The 25,098-nt window shown below is 45.2% G+C and carries 25 protein-coding genes; 13 read left to right on the plus strand and 12 right to left on the minus strand.

All coding sequences use genetic code 11. The annotated features are described in order from the left end of the window. Positions 1–5 precede the first annotated feature (5 nt). Both B5D50_RS08435 and B5D50_RS08440 read right to left on the minus strand, forming a co-directional pair. Complete coding sequence (locus tag B5D50_RS08435) at positions 6–668, minus strand: GNAT family N-acetyltransferase (protein ID WP_078922163.1); 663 nt, start codon at positions 666–668, stop codon at positions 6–8. A 64-nt stretch (positions 669–732) separates the two neighbouring features. Then, on the minus strand, positions 733–1,257 hold the full coding sequence (locus B5D50_RS08440; RefSeq protein WP_078922164.1) for a phosphatase PAP2 family protein: 525 nt from the start codon (positions 1,255–1,257) through the stop codon (positions 733–735). A gap of 231 nt (positions 1,258–1,488) precedes the next feature. Here B5D50_RS08440 and B5D50_RS08445 point away from each other — a divergent pair, with 231 nt between their 5' ends. The 9 genes from B5D50_RS08445 (at position 1,489) to modC (ending at position 10,420) form a co-directional block, all read left to right on the plus strand. After that, positions 1,489–2,526: a substrate-binding domain-containing protein gene (locus B5D50_RS08445; RefSeq protein WP_078922165.1), complete on the plus strand. Its 1,038-nt coding sequence runs from the start codon at positions 1,489–1,491 to the stop codon at positions 2,524–2,526. A 201-nt stretch (positions 2,527–2,727) separates the two neighbouring features. Then, positions 2,728–4,116, plus strand: coding sequence for a phosphate ABC transporter permease subunit PstC (gene pstC, locus B5D50_RS08450; RefSeq protein WP_078922166.1), 1,389 nt, complete (start codon positions 2,728–2,730; stop codon positions 4,114–4,116). Between the two features lie 14 nt (positions 4,117–4,130). Next, entirely contained in the window at positions 4,131–5,411 is a 1,281-nt protein-coding gene (gene pstA / locus B5D50_RS08455) for a phosphate ABC transporter permease PstA (protein WP_078922167.1), read from the plus strand. A 34-nt stretch (positions 5,412–5,445) separates the two neighbouring features. Continuing rightward, a complete protein-coding gene (pstB, locus tag B5D50_RS08460; protein WP_078922168.1) occupies positions 5,446–6,327 on the plus strand; it encodes a phosphate ABC transporter ATP-binding protein PstB in 882 nt (293 codons plus the stop codon). A 41-nt stretch (positions 6,328–6,368) separates the two neighbouring features. Then, on the plus strand, positions 6,369–7,067 hold the full coding sequence (phoU, locus tag B5D50_RS08465) for a phosphate signaling complex protein PhoU (RefSeq protein ID WP_078922169.1): 699 nt from the start codon (positions 6,369–6,371) through the stop codon (positions 7,065–7,067). 23 nt (positions 7,068–7,090) lie between these two features. Next, a complete protein-coding gene (locus B5D50_RS08470) occupies positions 7,091–7,834 on the plus strand; it encodes a lysophospholipid acyltransferase family protein (RefSeq protein ID WP_143594300.1) in 744 nt (247 codons plus the stop codon). A 76-nt stretch (positions 7,835–7,910) separates the two neighbouring features. Then, positions 7,911–8,672: a molybdate ABC transporter substrate-binding protein gene (gene modA, locus B5D50_RS08475; protein ID WP_078922171.1), complete on the plus strand. Its 762-nt coding sequence runs from the start codon at positions 7,911–7,913 to the stop codon at positions 8,670–8,672. Between the two features lie 2 nt (positions 8,673–8,674). Continuing rightward, complete coding sequence (modB, locus tag B5D50_RS08480; RefSeq protein ID WP_078922172.1) at positions 8,675–9,340, plus strand: molybdate ABC transporter permease subunit; 666 nt, start codon at positions 8,675–8,677, stop codon at positions 9,338–9,340. 3 nt (positions 9,341–9,343) lie between these two features. After that, positions 9,344–10,420 carry a molybdenum ABC transporter ATP-binding protein gene (modC, locus tag B5D50_RS08485; protein WP_078922173.1) on the plus strand — a complete coding sequence of 359 codons (1,077 nt, stop codon included), beginning with the start codon at positions 9,344–9,346 and terminating at the stop codon, positions 10,418–10,420. Here the strand turns inward: modC and gcvA are convergent. Next, positions 10,412–11,368: a transcriptional regulator GcvA gene (gene gcvA, locus B5D50_RS08490; protein ID WP_078922174.1), complete on the minus strand. Its 957-nt coding sequence runs from the start codon at positions 11,366–11,368 to the stop codon at positions 10,412–10,414. The two genes, modC and gcvA, sit on opposite strands and share 9 nt — an antisense overlap. Before the next feature lie 144 nt (positions 11,369–11,512). Between gcvA and B5D50_RS08495 the strand changes: the two genes are divergently transcribed. Beyond that, a complete protein-coding gene (locus tag B5D50_RS08495; protein ID WP_078922175.1) occupies positions 11,513–12,019 on the plus strand; it encodes a TIGR00645 family protein in 507 nt (168 codons plus the stop codon). Positions 12,020–12,067: 48 nt separating this feature from the next. Here B5D50_RS08495 and B5D50_RS08500 read toward each other — a convergent pair whose 3' ends face one another. Together B5D50_RS08500 and uvrB are read right to left on the minus strand one after the other, a co-directional pair. Further along, positions 12,068–13,627 carry a phospholipase D family protein gene (locus B5D50_RS08500; RefSeq protein WP_078922176.1) on the minus strand — a complete coding sequence of 520 codons (1,560 nt, stop codon included), beginning with the start codon at positions 13,625–13,627 and terminating at the stop codon, positions 12,068–12,070. Positions 13,628–13,739: 112 nt separating this feature from the next. Next, positions 13,740–15,761 (minus strand): excinuclease ABC subunit UvrB, encoded by a 2,022-nt coding sequence (gene uvrB / locus B5D50_RS08505; RefSeq protein ID WP_078922177.1) that lies wholly within the window; start codon positions 15,759–15,761, stop codon positions 13,740–13,742. A 250-nt stretch (positions 15,762–16,011) separates the two neighbouring features. On the opposite strand from uvrB, the gene B5D50_RS08510 reads away from it, so the two are divergent. Continuing rightward, positions 16,012–16,353: a PD-(D/E)XK nuclease domain-containing protein gene (locus B5D50_RS08510; protein WP_327193048.1), complete on the plus strand. Its 342-nt coding sequence runs from the start codon at positions 16,012–16,014 to the stop codon at positions 16,351–16,353. Positions 16,354–16,515: 162 nt separating this feature from the next. After that, positions 16,516–17,691, plus strand: coding sequence for a pyridoxal phosphate-dependent aminotransferase (locus tag B5D50_RS08515; RefSeq protein ID WP_078922179.1), 1,176 nt, complete (start codon positions 16,516–16,518; stop codon positions 17,689–17,691). A 74-nt stretch (positions 17,692–17,765) separates the two neighbouring features. Here the strand turns inward: B5D50_RS08515 and B5D50_RS08520 are convergent, their stop codons facing one another. The 7 genes from B5D50_RS08520 to B5D50_RS08550 all read right to left on the minus strand — a co-directional run bounded on the left by B5D50_RS08520 (position 17,766) and on the right by B5D50_RS08550 (position 23,563). Further along, a complete protein-coding gene (locus B5D50_RS08520) occupies positions 17,766–18,221 on the minus strand; it encodes a tellurite resistance TerB family protein (RefSeq protein ID WP_078922180.1) in 456 nt (151 codons plus the stop codon). 18 nt (positions 18,222–18,239) lie between these two features. Continuing rightward, complete coding sequence (locus B5D50_RS08525) at positions 18,240–19,280, minus strand: DUF475 domain-containing protein (protein ID WP_078922181.1); 1,041 nt, start codon at positions 19,278–19,280, stop codon at positions 18,240–18,242. Positions 19,281–19,365: 85 nt separating this feature from the next. Continuing rightward, entirely contained in the window at positions 19,366–19,944 is a 579-nt protein-coding gene (locus tag B5D50_RS08530) for a TerD family protein (protein ID WP_078922182.1), read from the minus strand. A gap of 31 nt (positions 19,945–19,975) precedes the next feature. Then, complete coding sequence (locus tag B5D50_RS08535) at positions 19,976–20,554, minus strand: TerD family protein (RefSeq protein ID WP_078922183.1); 579 nt, start codon at positions 20,552–20,554, stop codon at positions 19,976–19,978. A 21-nt stretch (positions 20,555–20,575) separates the two neighbouring features. Next, positions 20,576–21,814, minus strand: a complete 1,239-nt coding sequence (locus tag B5D50_RS08540; protein ID WP_143594301.1) for a TerD family protein — start codon at positions 21,812–21,814, stop codon at positions 20,576–20,578. A 10-nt stretch (positions 21,815–21,824) separates the two neighbouring features. Beyond that, on the minus strand, positions 21,825–22,418 hold the full coding sequence (locus tag B5D50_RS08545) for a TerD family protein (protein ID WP_234975836.1): 594 nt from the start codon (positions 22,416–22,418) through the stop codon (positions 21,825–21,827). Positions 22,419–22,525: 107 nt separating this feature from the next. Then, positions 22,526–23,563 (minus strand): ATP-grasp domain-containing protein, encoded by a 1,038-nt coding sequence (locus B5D50_RS08550; protein ID WP_078922185.1) that lies wholly within the window; start codon positions 23,561–23,563, stop codon positions 22,526–22,528. A 346-nt stretch (positions 23,564–23,909) separates the two neighbouring features. Here B5D50_RS08550 and B5D50_RS08555 point away from each other — a divergent pair, with 346 nt between their 5' ends. Then, positions 23,910–25,055, plus strand: coding sequence for a trypsin-like peptidase domain-containing protein (locus tag B5D50_RS08555; RefSeq protein ID WP_234975837.1), 1,146 nt, complete (start codon positions 23,910–23,912; stop codon positions 25,053–25,055). The last annotated feature ends 43 nt before the right edge of the window (positions 25,056–25,098 follow it).

Raw genomic sequence — 25,098 nt, forward strand, 5'->3', positions numbered from 1 at the left:
AGTGATTAGTGGCTTGTCGAATTTGAGTTGATCCAATTTGGCAAGCCCTGTAAATAATCGGGGGGATAGTTATGATTAAAGCGCTCCATGCGCTGCTCTAAATTCTGTTTTACCGCTGCCCATTCCGTATCTAAAATGCTATAAATAAGGGTGTCACGAATCACCCCGTCGGGCATGATCGCACTCCGTCTTAAAATCCCTTCGGGGACTGCACCCATTTTCTCTAAGGATTGACGTGAGCGCAGATTGCGAATATCGGTTTTAAACTGTACGCGCAAAATACCAAAGGTTTCAAAGGCATGGCGCATCAATAAGTATTTGCTCTCAAGGTTGACCCCACTGCGTTGATAGTCGCTGGCATACCAAGTTCCACCAATTTCCAGTTTAAAATGCTTAAGGCAAATATCTCGAAAGCGAGTGCAGCCAATGGCTTGATCGGTTGCTTTGTGAATCACAGCAAATGGTAAATCGCTACCGGCATCCCGTAAGCGAATCGCATGGCTGATGAACGTATTCATTGCGAGGGGTTCTGCTAAATTGCCATAGAACATATATTTCCAAATGGATTCATCGCGTGCAGCTTTTAATAGATCCGGTGCATGCCATTTGGTTAAAGGTTCTAAACGGATCAGTTTGCCTTCTAAGGTGACAGGACGTAAGCCTTGCATAACACGCTCCTTGTTAAATTAGCCTTCAATCAGCTTTAAAGCCTAGGTGGTTTAAAGAGGTGGTTTAAACCATGACTAGGAAACTACTCAAGGCTAGGGTGACGCCAATTAAGACACCGATTAGCACGTCACTTGGATAATGCAAGCCAAGCACAATGCGTGAAACGGCCGTGAGAGCCGCGAATGGAATCACTAAATAAGACCACTCTGGATAGTAATGCAGCAAAATCAATGTAAAGCTCACCGCATGCAAAGTGTGTCCAGAGGGGAAACTGAATTGATCTAAAGCCGCTACATTTTGGAAAATAGCTGTGTTGTAGTGATAAGGGCGTACTCGCAAAGTTGAACCCTTGAGGAGTTTATAAATCATTAAACCGACTAAGCCGACTAACCCCATGTGGAGTGAAACATAGAGAGCTGACCAGCCATAAATTAGTGGTAACGTTAGCATTAAGGTGTACCAAAACACACCATTGCCTAAGCGACTGATTCCCGCAAAGAAATAGCTAATCGGTCGTCTACGATTAATCTGGTTGATGAGTAGGCATAAAGGAATTTCACGTGCATTTAATTGCTGGAGCAGCTTCATGATTTCTTTCCTAAGTTAAAGCTATTAAGAACCAGAACTAGAGTGTGAATCTTGATTGCTGCAGAACAATGACGCTCTGATGAATATCCTATGTCATTGTTATTAAATGGTTTTATTGAGAATTTTAGGGGTAAATAATTAAATCCTGAAAATGACAGTTTGTCATCGCTTTGTCATATTTAAGCTCTACACTGCGCACATCTTAAGGCTTAATGAACGGAGAACGCTGAAATGAAAAAACTGTCTATGGCTATCGCAGCGGGCTTGCTGGTTGCTACTAGTGCTGCACAAGCTCGTGACAATATCTCAATCGTTGGTTCTTCAACGGTTTATCCTTTTACTACGACCGTCGCTGAAAACTATGCCAAGAAAACGGGCAATCCAGCTCCTAAGGTTGAATCCACTGGCACAGGTGGCGGCATGAAATTATTCTGCGAAGGGACTGCGGTTGAATCGGCCGATATGACGGGTGCATCGCGTCGGATTAAAGAAAGCGAATTAGCCGATTGCAAAAAGAACGGCGTTAGCCCGGTTGAAATCAAAATTGGTTACGACGGGATTGCAGTAGCGAATGCTAAAGCGGCGGATGCTTATAACTTCACCCGCCGTGATCTGTTTTTAGCACTGGCGAAAGAGATACCGGATGTAGCTAGTAGCGAATTAAAATTAGTACCTAACCCTTACAAAACTTGGAAAGAAATCAATCCTGCATTACCGGATGCACCGATTGAAGTCCTAGGACCACCACCCACCTCAGGTACTCGGGATGCTTTTGTTGAATTGGTTATGCATGAAGGTTGCAAAAGCTTCCCAGCGATCAAAAAGTTGGAAAAAGAAGATGGCGATCAATTCAAGAAAATCTGCAATAGCATGCGTGAAGATGGCAAATACATCGAAGCGGGCGAAAACGACAATCTGATCGTACAAAAGCTGCAAGCTAATCCGAAAGCAGTGGGTATTTTCGGTTTCAGTTTCTTGGATCAAAACGCCGACAAGGTGAAAGGTTCAGCTATCGAAGGTGTTGAGATTAGCTTCGAAAATATTGCTGCTGGCAAATACTCGGTTTCACGTCCGATGTATGTATATGTGAAGAAAGAGCATGTGGGTACAGTGAAAGGCATTGAAGATTTCGTGACCGAACTGACGAGCGATGCTGCTTGGGGTGATACCGGATATTTAGCCGAAAAAGGTATGATCCCTATGCCAGAGGCTGAGCGTCAGAGCTTTGGTGAGGCAGCAAAAGGTTTAAAAGTTCTCGAGTCTCTCTAATAGTAAAAACTAAGCATTTACTTTAATTTTCACGGTGGGGGTTAGCTCGCTAACTCCCGGTTTTTGCTAAAGAAGCTTAGTCATTTTGTCATGAATTTGTCATAAACACGCAGTATTATCCGCGTGCAGCCACTTGTGTCGCTCTAAAATGACAGTGGCTACCGACTGCAAAACCTCTTCCTTGCTGTGGTATACACATGTATGAATAGCTCAATCATCTTGCTTCTACTGCTGGTCTTAGCAGCTTTCAGCTATTTCTTTGGGCGTAAGCGAGCCTTAGCTGTCTCCAATGGAAATCGTGGAGTTAATAAGCTGCATTCACTGCCCGGCTATTATGGTTATTTAGTAGTGGTGTGGTGCTTAATCCCCTCTTTAATCGCTTTAATGCTATGGTCATTTTTTAGCCCTGCACTGATTAGCCAACAGGTCGTTGCTAGCTTACCTGCGGACATTCAGGCAGCCGATGCAACCACGGTGAATCTGTTTATGAATCGGGTGGCAAGCATGGCAAAAGCAGGGGCGATTGATGCAACTGCCGAGCCTGTGCAACAAGCAGCGGCACGCTACTACATGGACTTACAAGCTAATAGCAACCTGATCAAATCTGTGTTGGTATTTGCTTTAGCGGGTCTAGGCATCTTTTGGGGCTTACGCAAAATTGCACCGCAATTTCGTGCACGTAATCAAGTTGAAAAAGTCATTGTGGGTTTAATGATTCTTTGTGCCTCGATTGCGATTGTCACGACCTTGGGGATTGTGCTGTCAGTTCTCTTTGAGTCAATTCGTTTCTTCCAAGCCGTACCGATCACCGAGTTTTTATTTGGCACACATTGGAGTCCGCAAACGGCGATTCGTACTGATCAAGTGGGTGGTTCTGGTAGCTTTGGCGCGGTGCCTTTATTTGCAGGCACTTTGTTGATTTCAGTGATTGCCTTAGTGATTGCGGTGCCAGTAGGTTTAATGTCAGCGATTTATTTATCTGAATATGCCAGTCGGCGGGTTCGTGCTTGGGTTAAGCCGAGCTTAGAAGTCTTGGCTGGGATTCCCACCGTGGTGTATGGTTTTTTTGCGGCGTTAACGGTTGCACCTTTCATTCGTGATTTGGGGGAAAGTGTGGGTTTGACCGTCGCCTCAGAAAGTGCCTTAGCCGCCGGTTTAGTCATGGGCGTGATGATTATTCCGTTTATGTCATCGCTGTCCGATGATGTGATTAACGCAGTCCCGCAGGCGATGCGTGATGGTTCGTATGGCATGGGAGCTACTCGCTCAGAAACGATCAAGCAAGTGATTTTACCTGCCGCCTTGCCCGGGATTGTTGGGGCTTTCTTATTAGCGGCTTCTCGTGCGATTGGTGAAACCATGATTGTCGTGATGGCGGCTGGTTTATCTGCCAATCTCACGGCCAATCCGTTGGAAGCTGTCACCACTGTGACGGTACAAATCGTTACGCTCTTAACAGGCGACCAAGAGTTCGATAGTCCAAAGACCTTAGCGGCGTTTGCTTTAGGTTTGACCTTATTCGTACTCACTTTGATTTTGAATATCGTGGCTTTGCGGATCGTGCGCAAATACCGCGAGCAGTATGACTAAACGGGAGCCGGAACATGAGTAATAAGACTGAATTAGTTCGTGCCAGTCTGGCTAAGCGCTATGCACGGGAAAAGCGCTTTCGCTTTTATGGTTTAGCGTCAATTGTGCTGAGTTTGACCTTTTTGGTGATTCTCTTAACCACTATTTTCATGCAAGGTTGGCCAGCCTTTACCCAAACCTATATGCAATTAGAAGTGAATCTAAGTGCTGAAGCTTTAGGCGTCGAGTCGACGGCTTCTCAAGAAAAGTTACGGGCGGCGAATTATGATGCGGTTGTGATGAATGCCTTAAATGCCCGTTTCCCGGGGGTGACCGAGCGCAAGCAAAAAATGGCTTTAAAAAAGTTGGTGAGTTCGAGCGCAGCTTATGATTTGCAAAAACAAGTCATGGACAACCCTCAACTCATTGGCACTCAACCAACGATTTGGGTGATGACTGATGATGATATTGATACTTACTTTAAAGGTAAGATTGATCGTACCCAAGCTGAAGCGGATCGGCGAATTAAAGATTTTCAATTGGCTTGGCTCGATGATTTAGCCGCGAAAGGTGAGATTGAGCGCCGTTTTAATGTCCCATTTTTCACCTCAGGTGATTCTCGTGAGCCAGAACAGGCAGGTATTTTGAGTGCGCTGATGGGTTCCTTCTATACCATGTTGGTAACCATGACCTTAGCCTTCCCGATTGGAGTGGCAGCTGCGATTTATTTAGAGGAGTTTGCACCTAAGAATAATCCTTTCGTGGATTTTATTGAGGTGAATATTAATAACCTCGCGGCGGTGCCTTCAATTGTATTTGGTTTATTGGGCTTGGCGGTGTTTATTCAGTTTTTTGGTATGCCACGTTCAACCCCATTAGTCGGTGGTTTGGTGTTGACCTTAATCACTTTGCCGACGATTATTATTGCCAGTCGAGCCGCACTAAAATCAGTGCCGCCTTCGATTCGCCAAGCGGCTTATGGGATGGGGGCTTCACGAGTACAGACGGTCTTCCACCATACACTGCCCTTAGCGATGCCCGGTATCTTAACGGGTACGATTATTGGCATGGCACATGCACTCGGTGAAACTGCACCGCTATTAATGATCGGCATGGTGGCCTTCATTGTCGATATTCCCCACGGTATTACTGATCCAGCGGCTATTTTGCCTGTCCAGATTTATCTATGGTCGGATAGCCCAGAACGTGCCTTTACTGAAAAAACCTCCGCTGCCATTATTGTCCTGTTATTCTTCCTTGTGATGATGAACTTACTGGCAGTTCTGTTACGTAAAAGATTTGAGAGACGCTGGTAAGCCTATGAACACTCTAGCTTTGACAAAAAACACTATGACACTTCCGATTTCACAGGATGCTTCAGCCGCCAGCGCTAAAGATCAACCGCTGGATATTCAAACGATTGTTGAGGAACTCAAGCAAGCTTCTCAACCAGTTGGCAATCCATTCTTAGATGATCCTAAGTTTTATACCCGCGATGTGGATGTTTTTTATAACCAAGTCAAGCAAGCTATTTTTGGCGTTGATTTAGATATTGGCAAAAATGAAGTGATTGCAATGATTGGACCCTCGGGTTGCGGCAAATCCACTTTTTTGCGCTGTTTGAATCGGATGAATGACACCATTGATGGTTGTAAAGTCAGGGGGCAGCTCTTATTAGATGGTGAAGATGTATATGCCAAAGAGCAAGATCCGGTGCTCTTGCGCGCTCGTGTTGGGATGGTTTTCCAAAAACCCAATCCCTTTCCGAAGTCGATTTATGACAATGTGGCCTATGGCCCGCGCATTCATGGTTTAACGGCAAATCGCAGTGAGCTAGATGATATTGTCGAGGAAAGCTTGAAAAAAGCGGGCTTATTTAACGAAGTCAAGGATCGTTTACAAGCACCGGGGACAGGTTTGTCGGGTGGTCAACAGCAGCGTTTATGCATTGCCCGGGCGATTGCGGTTAGCCCTGAAGTGATCCTGATGGATGAACCGACGTCAGCCTTAGATCCGATTGCCACCGCGACGATTGAAGAGCTGATTGATGAACTTCGGCAAAGTTTTACAATCTGTATTGTGACGCACTCGATGCAGCAAGCGGCGCGGATTTCACAGCGTACTGCTTATTTCCATTTAGGCTATTTGGTCGAAGTGAATGAAACCAATAAAGTCTTTACGAATCCGCAGCATCGGTTGACAGAAAACTATATTACTGGGCGTTTTGGTTAGTCCACATTGATAAAATATATAAAATTACGAGGAGTTTTCCGATGGACATTGGGCAGCATACTTCGCATCAATACAATCAAGAATTGGAGCATGTGCGCAATCAATCCCTACAAATGGGTGGTTTGGTTGAAGAGCAATTAGGTAAGGCCTTACGGGCTTTAATGGAAAATGATAGTCAGTTAGGTGAGGAGGTCGCTTATTCAGATTATCGGGTTAACCGTTTAGAGGTCGAAATTGACGAAGCCTGTACACAAATTATTGCTCGCCGCCAACCTGCCGCTGGTGATTTGCGCTTAGTGATTAGTCTAATTAAGTCAGTGACCGATTTAGAGCGGATTGGTGATGAAGCAGAGAAAATTGCCCGCCATGCGATTTCTACCGAAGGCTTGGCTAGCTCTTTGCACACGGCTTTGCGCCATTTAGGTGATCATGTGCGCGAGATGCTGCGCCGGACTTTAGATACTATGGCACGGATGGACGCAGAAACTGCTCGGCAAATTGCAGACAGTGATTTGCAAATTGATGCTGAGTTTGATGTATTATCACGCCAGTTATTAACGCATATGATGGAAGATCCGCGCACGATTCGGGATAGCCTAAATGTATTATGGTGTGCACGCTCTTTAGAGCGGATCGGTGATCACTGCAAGAATATCTGCGAATATGTGATCTATTTAGTAGAAGGCAAAGATGTACGCCATACTAACCGCCCTAAACTAGGAGCCGAGGCCACTCCTTGATAGTTTAAGATGATGAGAGTTTTGTGATACTGCTAAGACGTTTATTTCGATTTCTAAATTTAGCCTTACACGTTTTAGTTGGAGTGCTGATTACCGCTATCTTAGCGGCTTTGCAGCGTCACTTTACTGATCCGAGCTATCAGCGTCTGAAGCGTTGGTGGCTAGCTCGCATCATCCGTATTGTGGGGGGGCAGGTGATGACCTATGGTGAGCCTGCCTCTGCGGGTAGCTTATTAGCGGCCAATCATGTGTCTTGGTTAGATATTCCACTGTTGGGCGGGCAAACCGAGCTTACGTTTCTTTCTAAAAGCGAAGTACAAACTTGGCCAGTGTTAGGCTGGTTAGCTGCTAAAAGTGGGACTTTATTTATTGAGCGTGGCAAACGGGATGGTGCTAAGGGGGCAAGCGAAGGCATTGCCAAGCGCTTAGAACAGCAAGAGCGCGTCTTGATATTTCCAGAAGGTACGACCACTGACAATAAGACGATGTTACCGTTTCATGCGCGCTTATTTGCAGCAGCGGTAACTGTAGATGCACTGATTCAACCGGTTGCGATTCATTATCTAACGATTCAAGGCCAAACCCATCCTATTGTGCCCTATCTGACTCCACAAACTTTAATGCAAAATCTTTGGGCTGTGTTGGCAGAACCCAAGATCTTGATTGAAGTACACTTTCTACCGAGTATTGATAGCCATGCTGCTCCCCGCAAAGCCTTGGCTGCATATAGTGAGCAACAAGTACGCTCAGCCTTAACTAAGCTATAGCTGCTGGTGTTTGTGCTAAACTGCTCTCAATTTGTCCCAGGTTATTTAGCGTTATGCTTTTAAAGGAGTATCGGCTATGAAGAAACGCTTACTCAGCTTAGTTTTGCTGAATAGTGTCTATAGTTCGGTATTGAGTGCTGATGAGGTTTATGTCGCGGTAGCGTCCAATTTCTTTGCACCTTTAGCGGTATTAGCACAGGCTTTTAAAGCAGAAACAGGGCATGAGTTAAAGGTTTCTACGGGTTCAACGGGCAAATTGTATGCACAAATTGAGCATGGCGCACCGTTTCAAGTGTTTTTATCGGCAGATAGCAAAACACCTCAACAGTTAGTAGCAGCTAAGCTTGCAGTAGCTGAGAGTCAATTCACCTATGCACTGGGTAAATTAGTCTTGTGGAGTAGTGAGCCAAATAAGCTAGCTGAGCCAGTGGAGGTCTTGAAAAAAAATGAGTTCCAGCATTTAGCTCTGGCTAATCCAACGACCGCGCCCTATGGTAAGGCTGCTCTTGAAGTATTGGATAGCTTAGGCTTGAGCCAGAGCTTGGCCAGCAAGCAAGTCCAAGGTGAAAATATTAGTCAAACCTATGATTTTGTTGCAACGGGTAATGCAGAGTTAGGCTTTGTAGCCTTATCACAAGTGCAAAAAGAGGGGGAGTTAACTCAAGGTTCTGTTTGGCTAATACCTGAGGATTTATATACACCGATTCAGCAAGATGCGGTCTTATTAGTTAGAGGCCAAGCTCAACCTGCGGCCTTAAGCTTTTTAAAGTTTCTAGCCAGTAAGCCTGCCCAAACGATGATTAGTGCCTACGGTTACGGTTTACCCAAGGCTGATTAAGTATGCTGACCCTAGAAGATTGGACAGCGATCGCCTTAACCCTAAAATTAGCCAGTTTAACAACCTTCATTCTTCTCTTGATCGCCACCCCATTGGCTTGGCATTTAGCGCAGACGCAAGGCTGGTGGAAAGCCCCCTTAAATGCCTTGGTAGCCTTACCTTTGGTATTGCCGCCAACGGTGTTGGGCTTCTATTTGCTGGTTGTTTTAGGGCCAAAAGGTTGGGTCGGGCAAAGTATGCAAGCGCTAGGTTTAGAGACTTTGCCCTTTAGTTTTACCGGTTTATTAGTGGCTTCAGTGCTCTATTCATTACCGTTTGTGGTGCAACCGATTCAAGCCGCTTTTAGTAGTTTGGATCGACGTTTGTTGGAAGCGGCTCTGACTTTGCGTGCTCATCCGTTAGATGCTTTTTTTACTGTCGCTTTACCTTTATCTAAGCAGGGCTTCCTGACCGCGATAGTACTCGGTTTTGCGCATACGGTGGGTGAGTTTGGGGTGGTGCTGATGATTGGCGGCAATATCTCGGGTGAGACACGAGTAGTGTCTGTGCAACTTTATAACCATGTGGAGGCTATGAATTACCAAGCAGCGCATAGCTTGGCAGCTTTACTGGTATTGTTTGCGTTCAGTGTGCTACTCGGTCTGTATTATTTGAATCGAGGCAAATAGTCGATGGTCATGCTGACTGCGCATTTTCAGTTAAAGCTCGAGGCCTTTGAATTACAGGTACAACTTCAGTTACCCGCGACGGGGATTAGTGTGATTACTGGAGCGTCTGGGGCGGGTAAAAGCTTATTACTACGCTGTATAGCGGGCTTGGAGTCGCCGCAAATCGGCTATTGTCAGTTCAAGGATGAGCTGTGGCAGGATAGTTCAAGACGTTTATTTTTAGCGGTGTATCAACGCCCTTTAGGCTATGTGTTTCAAGAAGCTTGCTTATTTCCACATTTAACCGTACAGCAGAATATTGCTTATGGACGCAAGCGAGTGGCTTTACCGCAAGCGCAGGCTCACTTGGAGTTGGTATTGGCTTTGTTGAATATTAAGCATTTGCTGCACCGTAAACCGGCCAAATTATCGGGTGGGGAAAAGCAGCGTGTGGCGATTGCTCGAGCCTTAGCCGTCAATCCTAAGTTATTGCTGATGGATGAACCTTTGGCCTCTTTAGATCAAGCGCATAAGCATGAAATTTTGCCTTATTTGCGTCGCTTACAGCAGGAGCTGGCTTTACCGATCGTGTATGTTACGCATTCACCCCGAGAAATCACGCAACTGGCTGATTATTTAGTGTTGATGGAGGCAGGCAAAGTGTTAGCCAGTGGCGCTTTGCAAGCAGTATTAACACGCTTAGATTTACCCCTAGCCCAAAGCCAACGCGCCTCTAGCGTGATTCAAGCTGAGGTCTTAGCTTATGATGCGGAGTTCGAATTATTACAACTTAAGTTTTCGGGCGGCATATTAAGTCTACCCCATACAGAGCTAGCTAAAGGTAATCTGCTGCGCTTACGAATTTATGCTCGAGATGTGAGCCTGAGTTTGCAGCCTCCGCGTTTACTGGAGGCCAGCCCTAGCTTGCCAGCCCAAGTACTAGCTTGGGTGGATCATTCGAGTGGTTATACCACCTTGAGTTTACAAGTTGGTCATGAGCAGTTATTAGCCCAGTTAACCCGTAAAGCTGCCACGCTCTTGGGTTTGAAACTAGGGCAAACCGTCTATGCTGAAATCAAAAACGCAGCGATTCTAAGCTAGTCGCTGCTCTTCTTGTTCTTCGGCTTCGGCTAATACCCAAGCAATAAAAGCTGAAGCTGCACGCTGATTGGTCGTGGCGGATTTGGGGCGAATCACATGATAGGCATGCTCTAAGTGCATACTGAGCGGGAAGGGAATACATAAACGACCTGCTTCAATATCATGCTGAGCTAAAGCATCCATACTGAGCAAAACGCCTTGCCCATCTAAAGCCGCTTCCATCGCCAATGAAACATGGTTGAAATGTAGGCCGCGTTTGAAATCGACACCTTCTACGTTAGCGAGCTGCAACCAACGCTCCCAGCTAGGGCGACCGATATAAGGCGTATCGTCATGCAACAGGGTATGAAACTTTAAATCTGCAGGTTCACGCAAGGGATGCTCACTGTCGGTGAGCAAAGAGGGCTTGCATAAAGGCACGGCTTCAACAGAAAACAGTTTTTCTACTAAGCAGCCCGGATAATTGCCCTGTCCAAAGCGAATCATCACGTCGATTTCATGTGCTCGGAATAATTCATCCAAAGCACCGTGTTGCTCGGTAGCATCCACGAGTTTGGCCTCACCACTAATACGCATATCAATGTCTGGATGTTGCTGCGAAAAAGTATGTAAGCGCGGTACTAGCCACTTTGAGGCAAAAGAAGGCGCTACCCAAACACTCAAACTTTCATTAGTTTTCTGGGAGCGCATCAGATGTACAGCATCAGCGAGGGTATTAAAGCCTTCTCTGAGCTTGGGTAAGGCGGCTTCGCCCGCTCGAGTTAAGGTGATGGAGCGGTTATGGCGCTCAACTAATTCGATCCCTAAAAACTCTTCTAAGTGCTTAATTTGATGGCTAATTGCCGCACGAGTCACAAAAAGCTCTTCCGCTGCTTTAGTGAAGCTTTGGTGACGCGCAACAGCCTCAAACGCTCGCAAAGCATTCAGTGGTGGTAGCTGGTGTGACATGCTTGATCCTGTAAGTGTCATTTTTTGTGAGCCATGATAGCGTGTTTAGCCGTTAATGTTCAGAAAATTGCCTAGGGGAAATTAACTTTTTGAGGATGAGTTCGCTATACTCAGCGCCGTTTGTTAATCGCTAGAAGTTTAAAAATGAAAAGATTAGAAAGTGGTTTTGAGCATTTTTTGTTTATGAGTCGATGGTTAACTGCACCTATCTATCTAGCATTGGTAGTGAGTATGGTGCTGTTATTATTTAAAGCGCTTAAGCAGCTTTGGGTGTTAGGCTCAACGATTTTGGTGGCGGATGGGGATGAAATTATTGTTGGCGTTTTGTCTATTGTCGATATTTCTTTGATTATGAATCTATTGATCATCATCATTTTCAGTGGTTATGAAAATTTCGTCTCCAAAATGGAGGATTTGCATGGGCATATGGATCGCCCTGACTGGATGGGGCAAATTGGTTTTACGGATCTAAAGATTAAGTTAATTGGCTCGATTGTAGCCATTTCAGGGATTGAATTGCTCAAGGGCTTTATGGCAGTCAGTGATTTAACAGATCGGGATTTAATGTGGATGGTCGGCATTCACCTCACCTTTGTGGTTTCGGGTGTGTTGTATGCAATCATGGATAAACTCAGTCATAAAGGTCACTGAGGTTGCCAATAGCATGGGCTAGGCGGGTCGAGTGGTTTCAGTTTGCTTCTAAAGCAACCACTCCACAGGTAGCCAAGCAATTAAAGGTAAGAAACGGCGTTGTCTAGGTGTCATCTTCGGTTCTTTCGTATGAATACGATAGCTGCCATCGGCTAAAGGCTCTCGCCATTCTAGTTTGCCTCGGGGGCTTAATTGCAGTTGATAAGCTTGGGTTTCCACAAAATCATAAATCTCTTGAGTGAGCATTTCGGCATAGCCGTGATGCTCAAAAATAGCGCCCATTTCGGTGTTATGAATCGCTGAGCGCGGGTCCATATTAAACGAGCCAATGAAGTTCCGATGCCGATCAATAAAGAAGGCTTTCGCGTGTAAGCTGGTGCATTCTGAGCCTAGCAAGGAGTGCTTATTATCCGCGTGCCGATCATGGGATTTGAGTTCATACAAACGCACGCCCATTTTGAGTAAAGGTTTGCGATAGGAGCTATAGCTTCCATGTACGACCATCACATCATTGGATTCAAACGAATTGGTCAGTACGGTTATTTTCACTCCACGATCCCGTAAGCTTTGCAATAATTTGATACCATGCTTACTGGGAATTAAATAAGCCGCACAGATCAATAGCTCTTGTTGTGCCGAGTTAATCACGCCCTCTACTTCTTGTAGCATGCGGCTATCGGGTTTGAAAACGCTGGTGAGAATTTTATCAGGCTCATCGTAGATGACTTTTACTTCAGCATAATACGGTTGGATTTCACCTCGTTTTAATGCTGGTAAGGTTTGGTCACGATCATGCATTAAAATCGGCAGATATTCTGTATAGGTGCTACGCAGCTTATTGCGCCATGCTGCATACTTTTCATCATCAGCAGCGCTGCCTAAATCATGAATATCTGCACAGAGGCCGCTATACCAATAGGTATCGAACTCTTGCCTTACTGTTTGCACCATCGGTCCGGCAAAAAGAATATCGAAATCAGCAAAGATAAGTTCGTGCTTTAAGTCAAAGTATTCATTGCCAATATTCCGCCCACCGATAATGCTGAAAATTCCATCGACGGTGTAAGATTTATTGTGCATACGCCGTGACAGCCGAGGAAATCGCACTAAAAACTCTGGCTTACGAATCAGGCGTAGCCAAGCAGGGTTGAAGACACGAATCTGAAAATTGGGGAATTCATCCACTAAACGAATGAGTACATCTTCACGTTGAATGACATCCAGATCATCAATCAGTAAGCGAACCTTGACCCCGCGCTGAGCTGCCTCGGTCAATGCCTGCAAAAAAATATCACCCGCTTCATCATCATTCAGCATGTAATACTGCGCTTCGATACTACCGACCGCTTGCTCAGCTAATTTAACCCGCTCTAATAAAGCATCTTGCAACGGGCTAAGTGGATAAAACATTGAATGATTTGGGCTGGGAGCTTGATCCAAAAGGCCATAGAAGTTTTTATACAAAGGGGAGTCTTGGCTAATGATCAGCTCAGGTAAATCCTCTGGATTTGGGCGTAGTTTGCGATTAATCCAAACCCGCAGGCCAAAAAAAGAAGCAAGGCTGCTGAGTACTAAGAACAACAGAAGATTAAGTAACAGAGTTAGCATAAACGGGCTTCAAGGAACTTGGGAATCACTATTTTAGTGAGTTTAGGGCATTAGCCAAGCTAATTTTTTCGCGTACTGGCGAATAGTAAAATAAGTCATGGGCTAAGTGTTTTCATTCCAAACCAAACACCTGCGCCCGTAGTTTAGCCAATTCATCGCGCAGCGCGGCTGCCTTTTCAAATTCCAAGTTTTTAGCTAAAGCAAACATCTTTTCTTCAAGTTGCTTAAGTGTTTTCACGGCTTGGGCGGGACTCATACTGCGGTAGTCAGCCCCTTGTTCTGCAATCTTCTGCGCTTTGCCATGTTTATCCGTGCGTTTGGCGTGGCCATAAGCACCTTCCATGACATCCGCAATCCGCTTACGGATGGTTTGTGGGGTGATACCATGTTCCGCATTAAATTCAAGCTGCTTTTGACGACGACGGGCAGTTTCCTCTATGGCCTTACGCATCGACTCAGTGATCTTATCGGCATACAGAATCGCTTTACCTTCAGAGTTGCGGGCAGCCCGCCCCATCGTTTGAATCAGTGAGCGTTCAGAACGAAGAAAGCCTTCTTTATCGGCATCTAAAATGGCGACCAAAGAAACTTCAGGAATGTCTAAACCTTCCCGCAAGAGATTAATCCCGACTAAAACATCAAATTCACCTTTACGCAGGTCACGAATGATTTCAACCCGCTCAACGGTATCAATATCTGAATGCAAATAGCGCACACGAAGATCATGCTCCATTAGATAATCAGTTAAATCTTCAGCCATGCGTTTGGTGAGCGTAGTCACGAGTACCCGCTCATCTTTTTTTGCCCGCTCCGTCACTTCAGACATCACATCATCAACCTGTGAAATGACAGGACGCACTTCCACGAGTGGATCAATTAAGCCGGTAGGGCGTACCAGTTGTTCAGCGATATTATCCGAATGTTCAAGTTCGTAACTACCCGGTGTAGCTGAGACATGAATCGCTTGAGGAATTAAGCGTTCAAACTCTTCAAATTTCAGCGGGCGATTATCTAAAGCAGACGGTAAGCGGAAACCGTATTCCACCAAGGTGGTTTTACGGGAGCGATCACCTTTATACATACCACCAAATTGTGGAATCGTGACATGTGATTCATCGACAAAGACCAAGGCATTACGCGGCAAATAGTCAAATAAGCAAGGTGGTGCTTCACCGGGGGCGCGCTTAGACAGATAGCGTGAATAGTTTTCAATGCCGGAGCAATAGCCTGTTTCCATGATCATTTCCAGATCATACAGCGTGCGCTGTTCCAGCCTTTGTGCTTCGACGAGGCGGTTTTCCGTGCGTAAGACCGTTAGGCGCTCGCGTAACTCATCTTTAATCTGCTCGACAGCTGCTAGTAAGACCTCACGTGGGGTGACATAATGGGTTTTGGGATAAATTGTCAGACGCGGGACTCGGCGCAGTAATTCGCCAGTTAACGGGTCGAAATAACTGAGGTTTTCAATTTCATTATCAAATAGCTCAATGCGAATCGCTTCTTTATCTGAATCAGCCGGATGAATATCAATCACATCCCCACGCACCCGGAAAGTCCCACGCTGCAAATCAAGGTCGTTGCGCGTGTATTGCAGTTCAGCCATCCGCCGCAGCAGGGTACGCTGATCAATTTTGTCACCCCGCACTAAAATCAACAGCATCTTTAAATAAGATTCGGGATCACCTAAGCCATAAATAGCCGAAACGGTGGCAACAATAACGACATCTTTGCGTTCAAACAAATTGCGGGTGGCGGATAAACGCATTTGCTCGACATGATCATTAATCGAGGCATCCTTCTCAATATAAATATCTTTAGAGGGTACATAGGCCTCTGGCTGATAATAATCATAGTAAGAGACAAAATACTCAACGGCATTGTTGGGGAAGAACTCCTTAAACTCGCCATACAGTTGTGCTGCTAAAGTCTTGTTATGCGCTAAGATAATGGCAGGGCGTTGCGTGGCTTGGATGATATTGGCCATCGTGAAGGTCTTACCTGAACCCGTCACACCCAACAAGGTTTGATTGACTAGACCTTGGTTTAGCCCCTCCAACAAAGAAGCAATCGCTTGAGGCTGATCGCCTGCGGGTTGGTAATCGGTATTCAGATTAAATTGATTAGCAGCACTCATGCAAACCTCCAGATAGTGCAGAGATTTTAGCAGATTTTGGCTAAGTGAAAGGATAAACGGATCGTTTGTACGGTTATTGTTCGTTTTTAAATACTGATCAAGGGTAGTGCTGAATATTTCACATTTAAGGTGTGTTTATTCATGAATAGACCGGTTTTCATCATTGATCGTGGGCGGCCTGCACACATGTTGCTATTCTGAATCCTTGGAAGCCTAAATTTCCTTCACAGTAGTAGAGGCCACACTCAATTTGATCAAGTTGGATGAAAAGCACATCAAGACCTTGTTGGTGACATTGCTCTATCAGTTCCCGATTTATTTCATCCACAGCGAACGCGAAATGGATAAGAAATACCCCGATGTATTGCTGCTGGAACGCAGCCCGTTTGCGGTGAAACACCAGCATTTGATTGAATTGAAATATGCCAAAAAAAGCGATAACGCAGCCGATTGGGAAGCAAAACAGCAGGAGGGCATCGCGCAAGTACAAGGCTATTTGCAACTGCCTGCTATTGCCGTGCCCAAGCTCAGTGTGTGGCTGATGCTGACGGACAGTGAGCGGGTGGAAATTCAGAGGATTAGACTCGAGTAAATAAGCAAGTCAATTGAGTAGCAGAGAAACTCAAGTTGCTTGCTGTTTTTCTAAGTGGGGAGCAGCTAACATAAGATACCGCAGCAGTCTACAAAAGGACGGTAAACCCTATCGGGCTTGCCTTATTGTTTGAAAATAATCTAAATGGTTGATTTATAAAAAGTGAATATTCAACTTGCAGAGCGCATCGGGCGCATTAAACCCTCACCTACTTTGGCGATGAGTGCCTTAGCCGCCCAATTGAAAGCACAAGGGCGCGATATTATTAGCCTGAGTGTCGGTGAACCCGATTTTGATACGCCTCAGCATATTCAAGAGGCAGGGATTGAGGCGATTCGAACCGGGAAGACGCGCTATACCGCCGTCGATGGGACACCAGAACTTAAGCAGGCTATTATCAATAAGTTTAAACAGGAAAATAGTTTGGAGTATAAACCAAATCAAATTATCGTATCTTCTGGGGGTAAGCAGAGTTTCTATAATCTTTGCCAAGCCTTTTTAGATACGGGTGATGAGGTCATTATTCCGGCCCCTTATTGGGTATCTTATCCTGATATGGTCTTGCTCGCGGATGGCAAGCCGGTGATCGTGCCAACGACACAGGAAGAGCAACTCAAATTAACCGCCGCTAAACTAGAGGCTGCGATTACCGCTAAAACCAAGGTATTGGTGCTGAATAGCCCTTCTAACCCGACGGGGATGGCGTATACCACCGCTGAATTGCAAGCTTTGGGTGAGGTACTTCGTCGACACCCGCATATTCTGATTGCAACGGATGACATGTATGAACATACCCTGTTTGGTGATCAGTTATTTGTTAATATTCTGAGTGCTTGTCCAGATCTGTATGAGCGTACCTTAGTTTTGAATGGCGTCTCTAAAGCTTATGCTATGACGGGTTGGCGGATTGGCTATGCAGCAGGTCCGGTCGCTTTAGTGAAGGCAATGGCTGATGTCCAATCGCAATGTACTTCCAATCCAAGCTCAATTTCACAATATGCAGCCACGGTTGCTTTGGCGGGTGATCAGTCTTTTATTCGCACGATGGTCGCAGCCTTTGAACAGCGCCATGAGTTTGTGTGTTCGAGTTTGAACAAGATGGATGGTGTTAGTTGCTTACCTGCAGCAGGCACTTTCTATAGCTTTCCGAAGGTAGAGGGGATGATTGAGCGCTTAGGTTTAGCGGATGATACCGCTTTATCCGGTTATTTATTGGATAAGGTCGGCGTTGCGATGGTGCCAGGGTCTGCTTTTGGGGCGCCCGGTTATATTCGGATGTCTTTTGCAACCAGTATGGCGAATCTCGAAAAAGCGATTGAGCGACTGGCTTCTGTTTGAGTAATTACTAAGCTCAAGATCATTGCCCCTGCTAAGCAGTGGGCAATGACGATGGTTCTGAGTCTGCCTAAGTGTTAGAGGCCGAAATCATCACTAGGGATATTCAAATCGCGGCACATAGCGCGGATGATGTTTTTTTCCTTGTCATCAAAATCACCATCAGCACTACCAATCGCACAGCAAACCCGCACCATTAAACGGGCTGCATCCGGCTTACTGCGCAGTTTACCGATCACTTTTAAGGCTTCGGCCTTACCAATTTCATTATCAAATTCAAAGTTTTCAGCGACTTTGTTGAAAAAGTTAATGACATCTTTGGTCTCAAACACTTTGAGTTCATCTGATTGCTGAATGAATTTCATCATTTTTTGCTTTTCAGCTGAATCAATATTGCCATCAGCAGCGGCAACTAAAGCGCAGCCTGCGACACAGGCTTCCATAAATTCACGGTTACGGAATTTACCCACTTCGGTGGCTAGCTTGCTACGCGCTTCGCCCGCTTTTTGTTTTAAAGTATCTAAAAAAGACATGGTTTATTCTCCTTTAATTTAAGCACTAATCACTGCTTTCTTCTTATACCGCATCGAGGCTACCACTGAAGCCACAATGAAGCTAACACCAATGAGTCCTGTAATGATTTCAGGAATATGGAAGTGGATACTGAGGAGCATGATGATGGCTAAAGCACCGATCCCATAATGTGCGCCATGCTCTAAATAAATGTATTCATCCAAAGTTCCTTTATGCACCAAATGTACGGTCATTGAACGGACAAACATCGCCCCAATCGCTAAGCCCAACATAATGATGACGACATCGTTGGTAATCGCAAAAGCACCAATTACACCGTCAAATGAGAAGGATGCATCTAACACTTCTAGGTACAAAAAGCCCGCTAAACCATTGCGTTTGACTGTTTCGACAGCGGCCGCGCCTTCTTCTTCATTTTCAAAAAAAACATCTAAACTGCTAACCGCGATATATAAGACCACTCCACCTAAGCCAGCGACTAAAACAGTCAGGCGTGTTTCATTATCAATCGGTAAAAATTCCTGTAATAAGAAGAGCGTCACTAAAGCGATTAAAATGCTAATCACATCCAGCTTACCTAAGGCACTCATCTTTTCTTCAAAGGCTCCTAGCCAATGAACTTCTTTATCTTTATCAAACATAAAGCTCAGGAAAACTAGCAGCAAGAACATACCACCAAAAGCAGCAATCCCGGCATGACTTTCCATCAGATGTCGAGAATATTCTTGTGGGTCATTCAGTGCCATATTAATGACTTCAAGTGTGCCTAAACCGGTAGCAATGGCGACGATGACAATCGGAAATACTAAGCGCATCCCAAACACGGCAATTAAAATACCGATGGTTAAGAAGATTTGCTGCCATTTTTCATCCATTTCTTTAAGGATAGAGGCATTAACCACCGCATTATCAAATGATAAGCTGACCTCCATAATCCCTAACACTAATACCAAGAAGACGGCTGTCAACACCCCCATCGGTGAAGAGAGTCCCCACCAAACAGCTAGGCCGACACATAAAATAGTAACGAGAATAGAGTATTTAAAATCTTTCCACATAATGAAGGGTAACTACCATAAGCACATATAAAAACAGGCATCTATATAGATGCCTGTACTCAGGATTTATACTAGGATACTCAGTTTAACCAAGATTAACGCCCATAGAAGCAGCCATTGGTCCTAAACCACCCGCAAAACCTTGACCGACTGCTTTGAATTTCCACTCGGTATTATGGCGATAGATTTCACCAAATAACATTGCTGTTTCAACGCTCGCATCTTCAGATAAATCATAGCGTGCAATTTCTTTACCATCTGCTGCATTCACTAGGCGAATATAAGCATTGCTGACTTGCCCAAAGTTCTGCCGCCGTGCTTCGGCATCATGAATCGTCACAGAGAACACTAGTTTTTTAACACTCTCGGCTAAACCAGCTAAATTCACTTTGACTTCTTCGTCATCACCATCGCCTGCACCAGAGCGGTTATCGCCCATATGCTCGACATTACCACAGGCTGATTTTCTATTATTATAGAAAATGAAGGAGTCATCAGATAAGACTTTACCGTTATCGCCTAACATGAAAATAGAGGCATCTAAGTCAAAATCAGTCCCATCGGTCTGACGTAAATCCCAGCCTAAACCGACCGTGATTGCAGCTAAACCGGGTGCTTCTTTAGTAAGAGAAACATTGCCACCTTTTTGTAAACTGACTGCCATTGTTATTGCTCCTTAATGGGTGTTCAAAAAATTAACCGATTTTAATACCGAACTGGTCACACATAGCCTTTAATCCGCCAGAATAACCTTGACCAACTGCACGGAATTTCCATTCGCTGTTATGTCGATAGAGTTCGCCAAAGATCATGGCGGTTTCAGTGGAATAGTCTTCGGCTAAGTCATAACGCACGATTTCTGTTCCCGTTAAATCATTAACGACACGGATAAAGGCATTGCTGACTTGTCCAAAGTTTTGCCGTCGTGCTTCGGCATCATGAATAGTGACGGTGAAAGCGATTTTAGTGATCTCAGCAGGGACTTTACTTAAATCCACCTTCACCGATTCATCATCACCATCGCCTTGCCCAGTGCGGTTATCACCCGCGTGCTCTACTGAGCCATCGGGAGACTTTAATTGATTGTAAAAAATAAAATCACTGTCATTGCGTACTTTATCGCCTGCAGTGAGTAAGAAGGCACTCGCGTCTAAGTCAAAGCTACTGCCATCTGTGGTACGTTCGTCCCAGCCTAAGCCGACTAAAATCTTAGTTAAGCTTGGATCAGTTTTGCTGAGGGAAAGGTTACCGCCTTTTTGTAAACTTAATGCCATCGCTATCTCCTTTAATGGGTTTTATTTAGAACCCGCTCGCCAATTTAAACCCCAATGATAAGCTTTATCTAATTCTTGATGTCCGTTGAAATAACGAACCTCACGATTAACTTTAAGTGTGCCACGATCATTCTCTAATAAAACAATCGCACACATACCGAGATTATTACTACCTTCGGTTAAGCGAATTTCTAAGGGGGCTTCATTCGGTACATAAATGGTGACTACACCATCAGTTTGTGCCCAATTGGGAGCGCCTTCATAAATAAAAGCATAGATCAAGATTCGTCGAAATTTTTGCCATTGCTGACCATTAATATGCAGCCATTCGCCTTCGCTAATTGCACCCGTGCGGTCATCACCTTTTAATTCAATATAAGGTTCACTATGAAAAGAGCCAAAGCGATTACCTAAAGCTTGAATAGCACTAATACTGCCATCGGCTTGTTCATATAAGCAACCCACATCCAAATCGACGCGCCCGTTTGAATTACCACCAAATAACCCACCTAATAAACCACCCGTTTTAGGGGGGGTGGCGGCGCGATTCCAATTTAAGTTAACGCGAATTTCACCAAAGCCTTCGGTTTTTTTCTCAAGGCTAACCGTCGGGCGCGACTTATCTAGCGTGATTTTACTTAATGAAATGGGTTTTTTGGGTGCAGGTGCAGGTGCAGGTGCAGGTGCAGGTGCAGGTGCAGGTGCAGGTGCAGGTGCAGGGCTTGGCGTTGGGCTACTCACTTCTATGCCAAAATGCTCGGCCAAGGGTTGTAAACCCCCAGCAAAACCTTGGGCTACTGAACGGAATTTCCATTGGCCTTGGCGTAGATAGAGTTCACCTAAAATTAAGGCGGATTCAATCATACTACCGGTATTAATATTTGCTTCTAGTACCGTCGTATTGGCAGTTTTTACGGTGACTTTTAAGCTTTGAAAAGCGCCAAAGTTTTGGCGATTTTCATGGATGGTGGCAGTGAAGGCAATTTTCTCAGTCACTGCATCCAAAGTTGGCAAATTAACCTTGAATGTCGCTTGCCCTGCGGTATTACCCATCAGGGCAACACTGCCATTTCCGGGGCTAGGTTGCCCGTAAAATACCATGCCTTCATCACCCCGCACTTTGCCATTGCTCGCTAATACAAACGCAGAAATATCAACATCTACCCCATTGAGCTGTGTGGGTGTAAGTTGAACTTCTACGGTTAGCGATTCTTTAGGAACAGCGCAATTGCCACCTGCTACTAATTGAGTAATAGACATGGTAATACTCCTAGATCGCCGCGATCACAGCAGGCATCATATCATTGGCAATTGCACCGGCTGTTGGGCTGCCGATCGCTTTCATCTGCCAACTTGCGCCATTTCGACTGATAATGGCCATCACCACACCGGTATGTGAGCCTTTATCGGAGAGATTGAAGCGCGCTAGCTCGGTATTATTCGTATCGTCAACTAAGCGGCAAAAAGCGTTTTCTACGGCATTGAAGGTTTGACCACGGAAAGAGCAGACCGTAAACGCTAAATGAGCGACCCCCGTTGGGATGCGTGTTAAATCGACATAAATGATCTCATCATCACCTGAGCCTTCACCGGTGAGGTTGTCGCCAGAATGTCTGATGGAGCTATCTTTGCTTTGTAATTGACGAAACCAAACCACATCGAGTAAGTTTTTTTGTGCGTCTAAGAGTAAGCAAGAAGCATCTAAGTCAATATCACCACCGCCACCGCCTAGCAAGCTGCCAAATAGGCCGCCTTTTTTCTTAACTGGGTCCCAACCTAGCCCCATTCTTACTTTAGTTAAACTACTGCCACCCTGTTTTTCTAGGGTAATTCGTTGACCTTTACTTAAACTAACAGCCATCATCCACCTCCAAATTTTTTTCGTTTATTCACAGCCTAATTAAAAAATCATTTAATAAAAACTTAATAACTAGACTCACTTAAAACAGCTATTTTAAAAATTAATCAAGTTCAGACTGACACGATGACTGAACTGGCAGCCTCTAGGACTATCGGGGCATTCAATTCTGATACCCGTCGTCCATAGTGAATGGGCGGCAATTCCACCACCTCAGACTCTAAGCTTTTTAATAACAATTCCGCTAAGTTGACCCCAGCTAAACAAGCCATTCCTACACCACCGGAAGGGCGGGCATTAATTTCTAAGAGCCTTGGCCCATGAGCACCGAGCTTGAATTGAATATTAAAAATACCATTTAACTGAAAATATTGAGTCAGACGCACTACCATACCTTGAATTTCAGCATCATTATCAATCACTTGACCCAAGCCCTTAGCGAGTTTACGCCGCTGTATCGCACAAAGCAGCTGACCTTGACGTCCAACACAGTCTACGCTCCATTCGTGGCCGGTTAAATTTTCCATGATTAATAACTCGGGAAATACGGATGTTTTTTCCATCCCTACCCGCAATTCGTCTAAAGGAATTTGGTATTCAACTCCTTCGAGTAAGTGAGTAATACTCGGTTGAACGGTATCTAAGATCCTAAACCCCAATCCATAAATAGAAATAGCTGGCTTGACACAGAGGCTGTCATGTCGTTGAGCTAGCTCTGCAACTGCTTGAGCAAAGGCCTCTTTATTGCAGGCACTGCGACATTCCATCGTCAGAGCGACTTCAGGTGGCAAACTGCGATAAAACTCGCCTTTATTATTTAACAGCGCTAACACTTCCGGTTTAGCTACTATTAAGAGTTTAGTACCAATTTGTGCAAATTTTTCTTTATGGTTACCTAAAAAGCGCGCTTCTTTGGCGACCCAAAAAAGATTAATCTGTTTGGTTTGGCAAAATTGCAAGCACCACTGCAAATAAGCTTCCCCGACTAGTCCGCTCGGTTCAGCATAGGCCTCATGCGCGATCCCTAGAGCAGGTGCATAGGGATTGGTATGGCTAGCGATAATAGTGACCGATCCTACCCCTTGGGCTTGGCGTAGATTAGAAAAAATAGAGCTAATACTAGAAAATGTTTTATTGAACCAAATACGCATAATGTATCCTGCTTGAGGTCAGCTTAGGACTCATCGTTTGGGTAAAGATCAGTAAAGATAAGCTTACTAATCAATAGGTAATCAATACGAGTAATGAGTTCAGCTGAGTTTTCAAAGGGTGTTTATCAAGTTAAGCGTTAATCAAAATTAAGTCTGTTTTTTTGATGTCTTTTGCAAGAGGTTGAAATCTAATCGTGTGTTTGTTGTGATTTATTTAAACAAATTGTAATAAAAGCCATCGTCAGTAATCGACCTAGCGACGGGTCACGTTAGGCGTAAATTTTATCAAACTCAGTGCCTTCTTGCTATGATCCAATAGAGTTTATAGCGAGTGGGTCAAGACAGCATGATCAATTTAGCAGTCGGTGCAAATTTAGCCTTAGAGAGCGATTATTGGCGCTTGAGCCTGCGCTTTAAACAGTCAATTAAGCAGGAGATAGGCCTTGCAGTCCTCCCCTTGAATGAGGCGAGACAACTGGTCGCTCCAGCACAATTAGGCCATTTACCCGATCCGGTTTGGATGACCACCACCTTAGATGAGGATGGTTGTGGTTATGGTCTGAGTTTGGCCGTGAAGCAGTTGCCTAATCCTAATATTACGCGCTTGTGTGTGGTGCTCTATCGCTATGGCGCCTTCGGCCCGTTAAATCTAGGGGAACAGGTAAGTCTGAGTTTGCCCGAGGTCTTTCAGCATACTTTGCCTTTAGCTACAGAGACGGCCTCTGCGATGATTATTGCTGAGTTTTATTTGAAACAAGCGAAGTGGAAGGTTAGAGCTTTAGCGGAAAGCTCTGCGTATGGCTTAGCGGCTTTAGGGCGGCGGATGGGGCAGGATATTGATGAAGGTTCGCCGTTTGTCACGCACGGTCGCCCTGATGCGGGGCGGCCGTCGCAAGAGGCTTGGACCGGTTCGGCTTTTTTAGTTGCTCCTCAAGTGTTTATGACCAATGCACATGTGGTAGAGGGTGCTCAACATATTCAGCTTAGCTCAATGCAGGGTAAAATGGCGGGCGAGGTGCTGATTAGTGATGCGACCAATGACCTTGCCTTAATCCGGGTTAGTACCGGTCTCTCAGTCAGACCTTTACCCTTTCGTCAAACCCAAGTCTACTTAGCCGAGGCGATTACTACCTTAGGGTATCCATTAGCTAGCCTTATGGGGAGTGGGGTGCAAGTCACCCAAGGTGTTATCTCGGGATTGTTTGGTGCACATAATGATGTGCGCTTATTGCAGTTTACAGCGCCCATTCAGCCCGGCTCAAGTGGTAGCCCCTTGCTGGATAGCCAAGGTGGCGTGCTGGGTGTGGTTTCGTCTAGCTTTACGAATACCCAGAATATGAATTTTGCGATTCGTGGGGTGCTCGCAGTGGCTTTGCTGGAGGCAGCACAAGTTGAACACAGTAAGGGCTTAGAGACCGCACCGATTTTGACAGCTGCACAAATTGTCAGCCAAACCCAACTAGCGATTTGGCGGGTCGAGTGTAGGGCTTAAGCATTAACTGATTTAATTAAGAACTCTTGTTATACTCAGCGCG

It is taken from the genome of Thiothrix eikelboomii, assembly GCF_900167255.1.
Lineage (GTDB): Bacteria > Pseudomonadota > Gammaproteobacteria > Thiotrichales > Thiotrichaceae > Thiolinea > Thiolinea eikelboomii.

Bases quoted from the DNA above. Each gene is read 5' to 3' on its own strand.
- B5D50_RS08435 (WP_078922163.1), bottom strand. From the start codon at position 668: ATGCAAGGCTTACGTCCTGTCACCTTAGAAGGCAAACTGATCCGTTTA.
- B5D50_RS08440 (WP_078922164.1), bottom strand. From the start codon at position 1,257: ATGAAGCTGCTCCAGCAATTAAATGCACGTGAAATTCCTTTATGCCTA.
- B5D50_RS08445 (WP_078922165.1), top strand. From the start codon at position 1,489: ATGAAAAAACTGTCTATGGCTATCGCAGCGGGCTTGCTGGTTGCTACT.
- pstC (WP_078922166.1), top strand. From the start codon at position 2,728: ATGAATAGCTCAATCATCTTGCTTCTACTGCTGGTCTTAGCAGCTTTC.
- pstA (WP_078922167.1), top strand. From the start codon at position 4,131: ATGAGTAATAAGACTGAATTAGTTCGTGCCAGTCTGGCTAAGCGCTAT.
- pstB (WP_078922168.1), top strand. From the start codon at position 5,446: ATGACACTTCCGATTTCACAGGATGCTTCAGCCGCCAGCGCTAAAGAT.
- phoU (WP_078922169.1), top strand. From the start codon at position 6,369: ATGGACATTGGGCAGCATACTTCGCATCAATACAATCAAGAATTGGAG.
- modA (WP_078922171.1), top strand. From the start codon at position 7,911: ATGAAGAAACGCTTACTCAGCTTAGTTTTGCTGAATAGTGTCTATAGT.
- modB (WP_078922172.1), top strand. From the start codon at position 8,675: ATGCTGACCCTAGAAGATTGGACAGCGATCGCCTTAACCCTAAAATTA.
- modC (WP_078922173.1), top strand. From the start codon at position 9,344: ATGGTCATGCTGACTGCGCATTTTCAGTTAAAGCTCGAGGCCTTTGAA.
- gcvA (WP_078922174.1), bottom strand. From the start codon at position 11,368: ATGTCACACCAGCTACCACCACTGAATGCTTTGCGAGCGTTTGAGGCT.
- B5D50_RS08495 (WP_078922175.1), top strand. From the start codon at position 11,513: ATGAAAAGATTAGAAAGTGGTTTTGAGCATTTTTTGTTTATGAGTCGA.
- B5D50_RS08500 (WP_078922176.1), bottom strand. From the start codon at position 13,627: ATGCTAACTCTGTTACTTAATCTTCTGTTGTTCTTAGTACTCAGCAGC.
- uvrB (WP_078922177.1), bottom strand. From the start codon at position 15,761: ATGAGTGCTGCTAATCAATTTAATCTGAATACCGATTACCAACCCGCA.
- B5D50_RS08520 (WP_078922180.1), bottom strand. From the start codon at position 18,221: ATGTCTTTTTTAGATACTTTAAAACAAAAAGCGGGCGAAGCGCGTAGC.
- B5D50_RS08525 (WP_078922181.1), bottom strand. From the start codon at position 19,280: ATGTGGAAAGATTTTAAATACTCTATTCTCGTTACTATTTTATGTGTC.
- B5D50_RS08530 (WP_078922182.1), bottom strand. From the start codon at position 19,944: ATGGCAGTCAGTTTACAAAAAGGTGGCAATGTTTCTCTTACTAAAGAA.
- B5D50_RS08535 (WP_078922183.1), bottom strand. From the start codon at position 20,554: ATGGCATTAAGTTTACAAAAAGGCGGTAACCTTTCCCTCAGCAAAACT.
- B5D50_RS08540 (WP_143594301.1), bottom strand. From the start codon at position 21,814: ATGTCTATTACTCAATTAGTAGCAGGTGGCAATTGCGCTGTTCCTAAA.
- B5D50_RS08545 (WP_234975836.1), bottom strand. From the start codon at position 22,418: ATGATGGCTGTTAGTTTAAGTAAAGGTCAACGAATTACCCTAGAAAAA.
- B5D50_RS08550 (WP_078922185.1), bottom strand. From the start codon at position 23,563: ATGCGTATTTGGTTCAATAAAACATTTTCTAGTATTAGCTCTATTTTT.
- B5D50_RS08555 (WP_234975837.1), top strand. From the start codon at position 23,910: ATGATCAATTTAGCAGTCGGTGCAAATTTAGCCTTAGAGAGCGATTAT.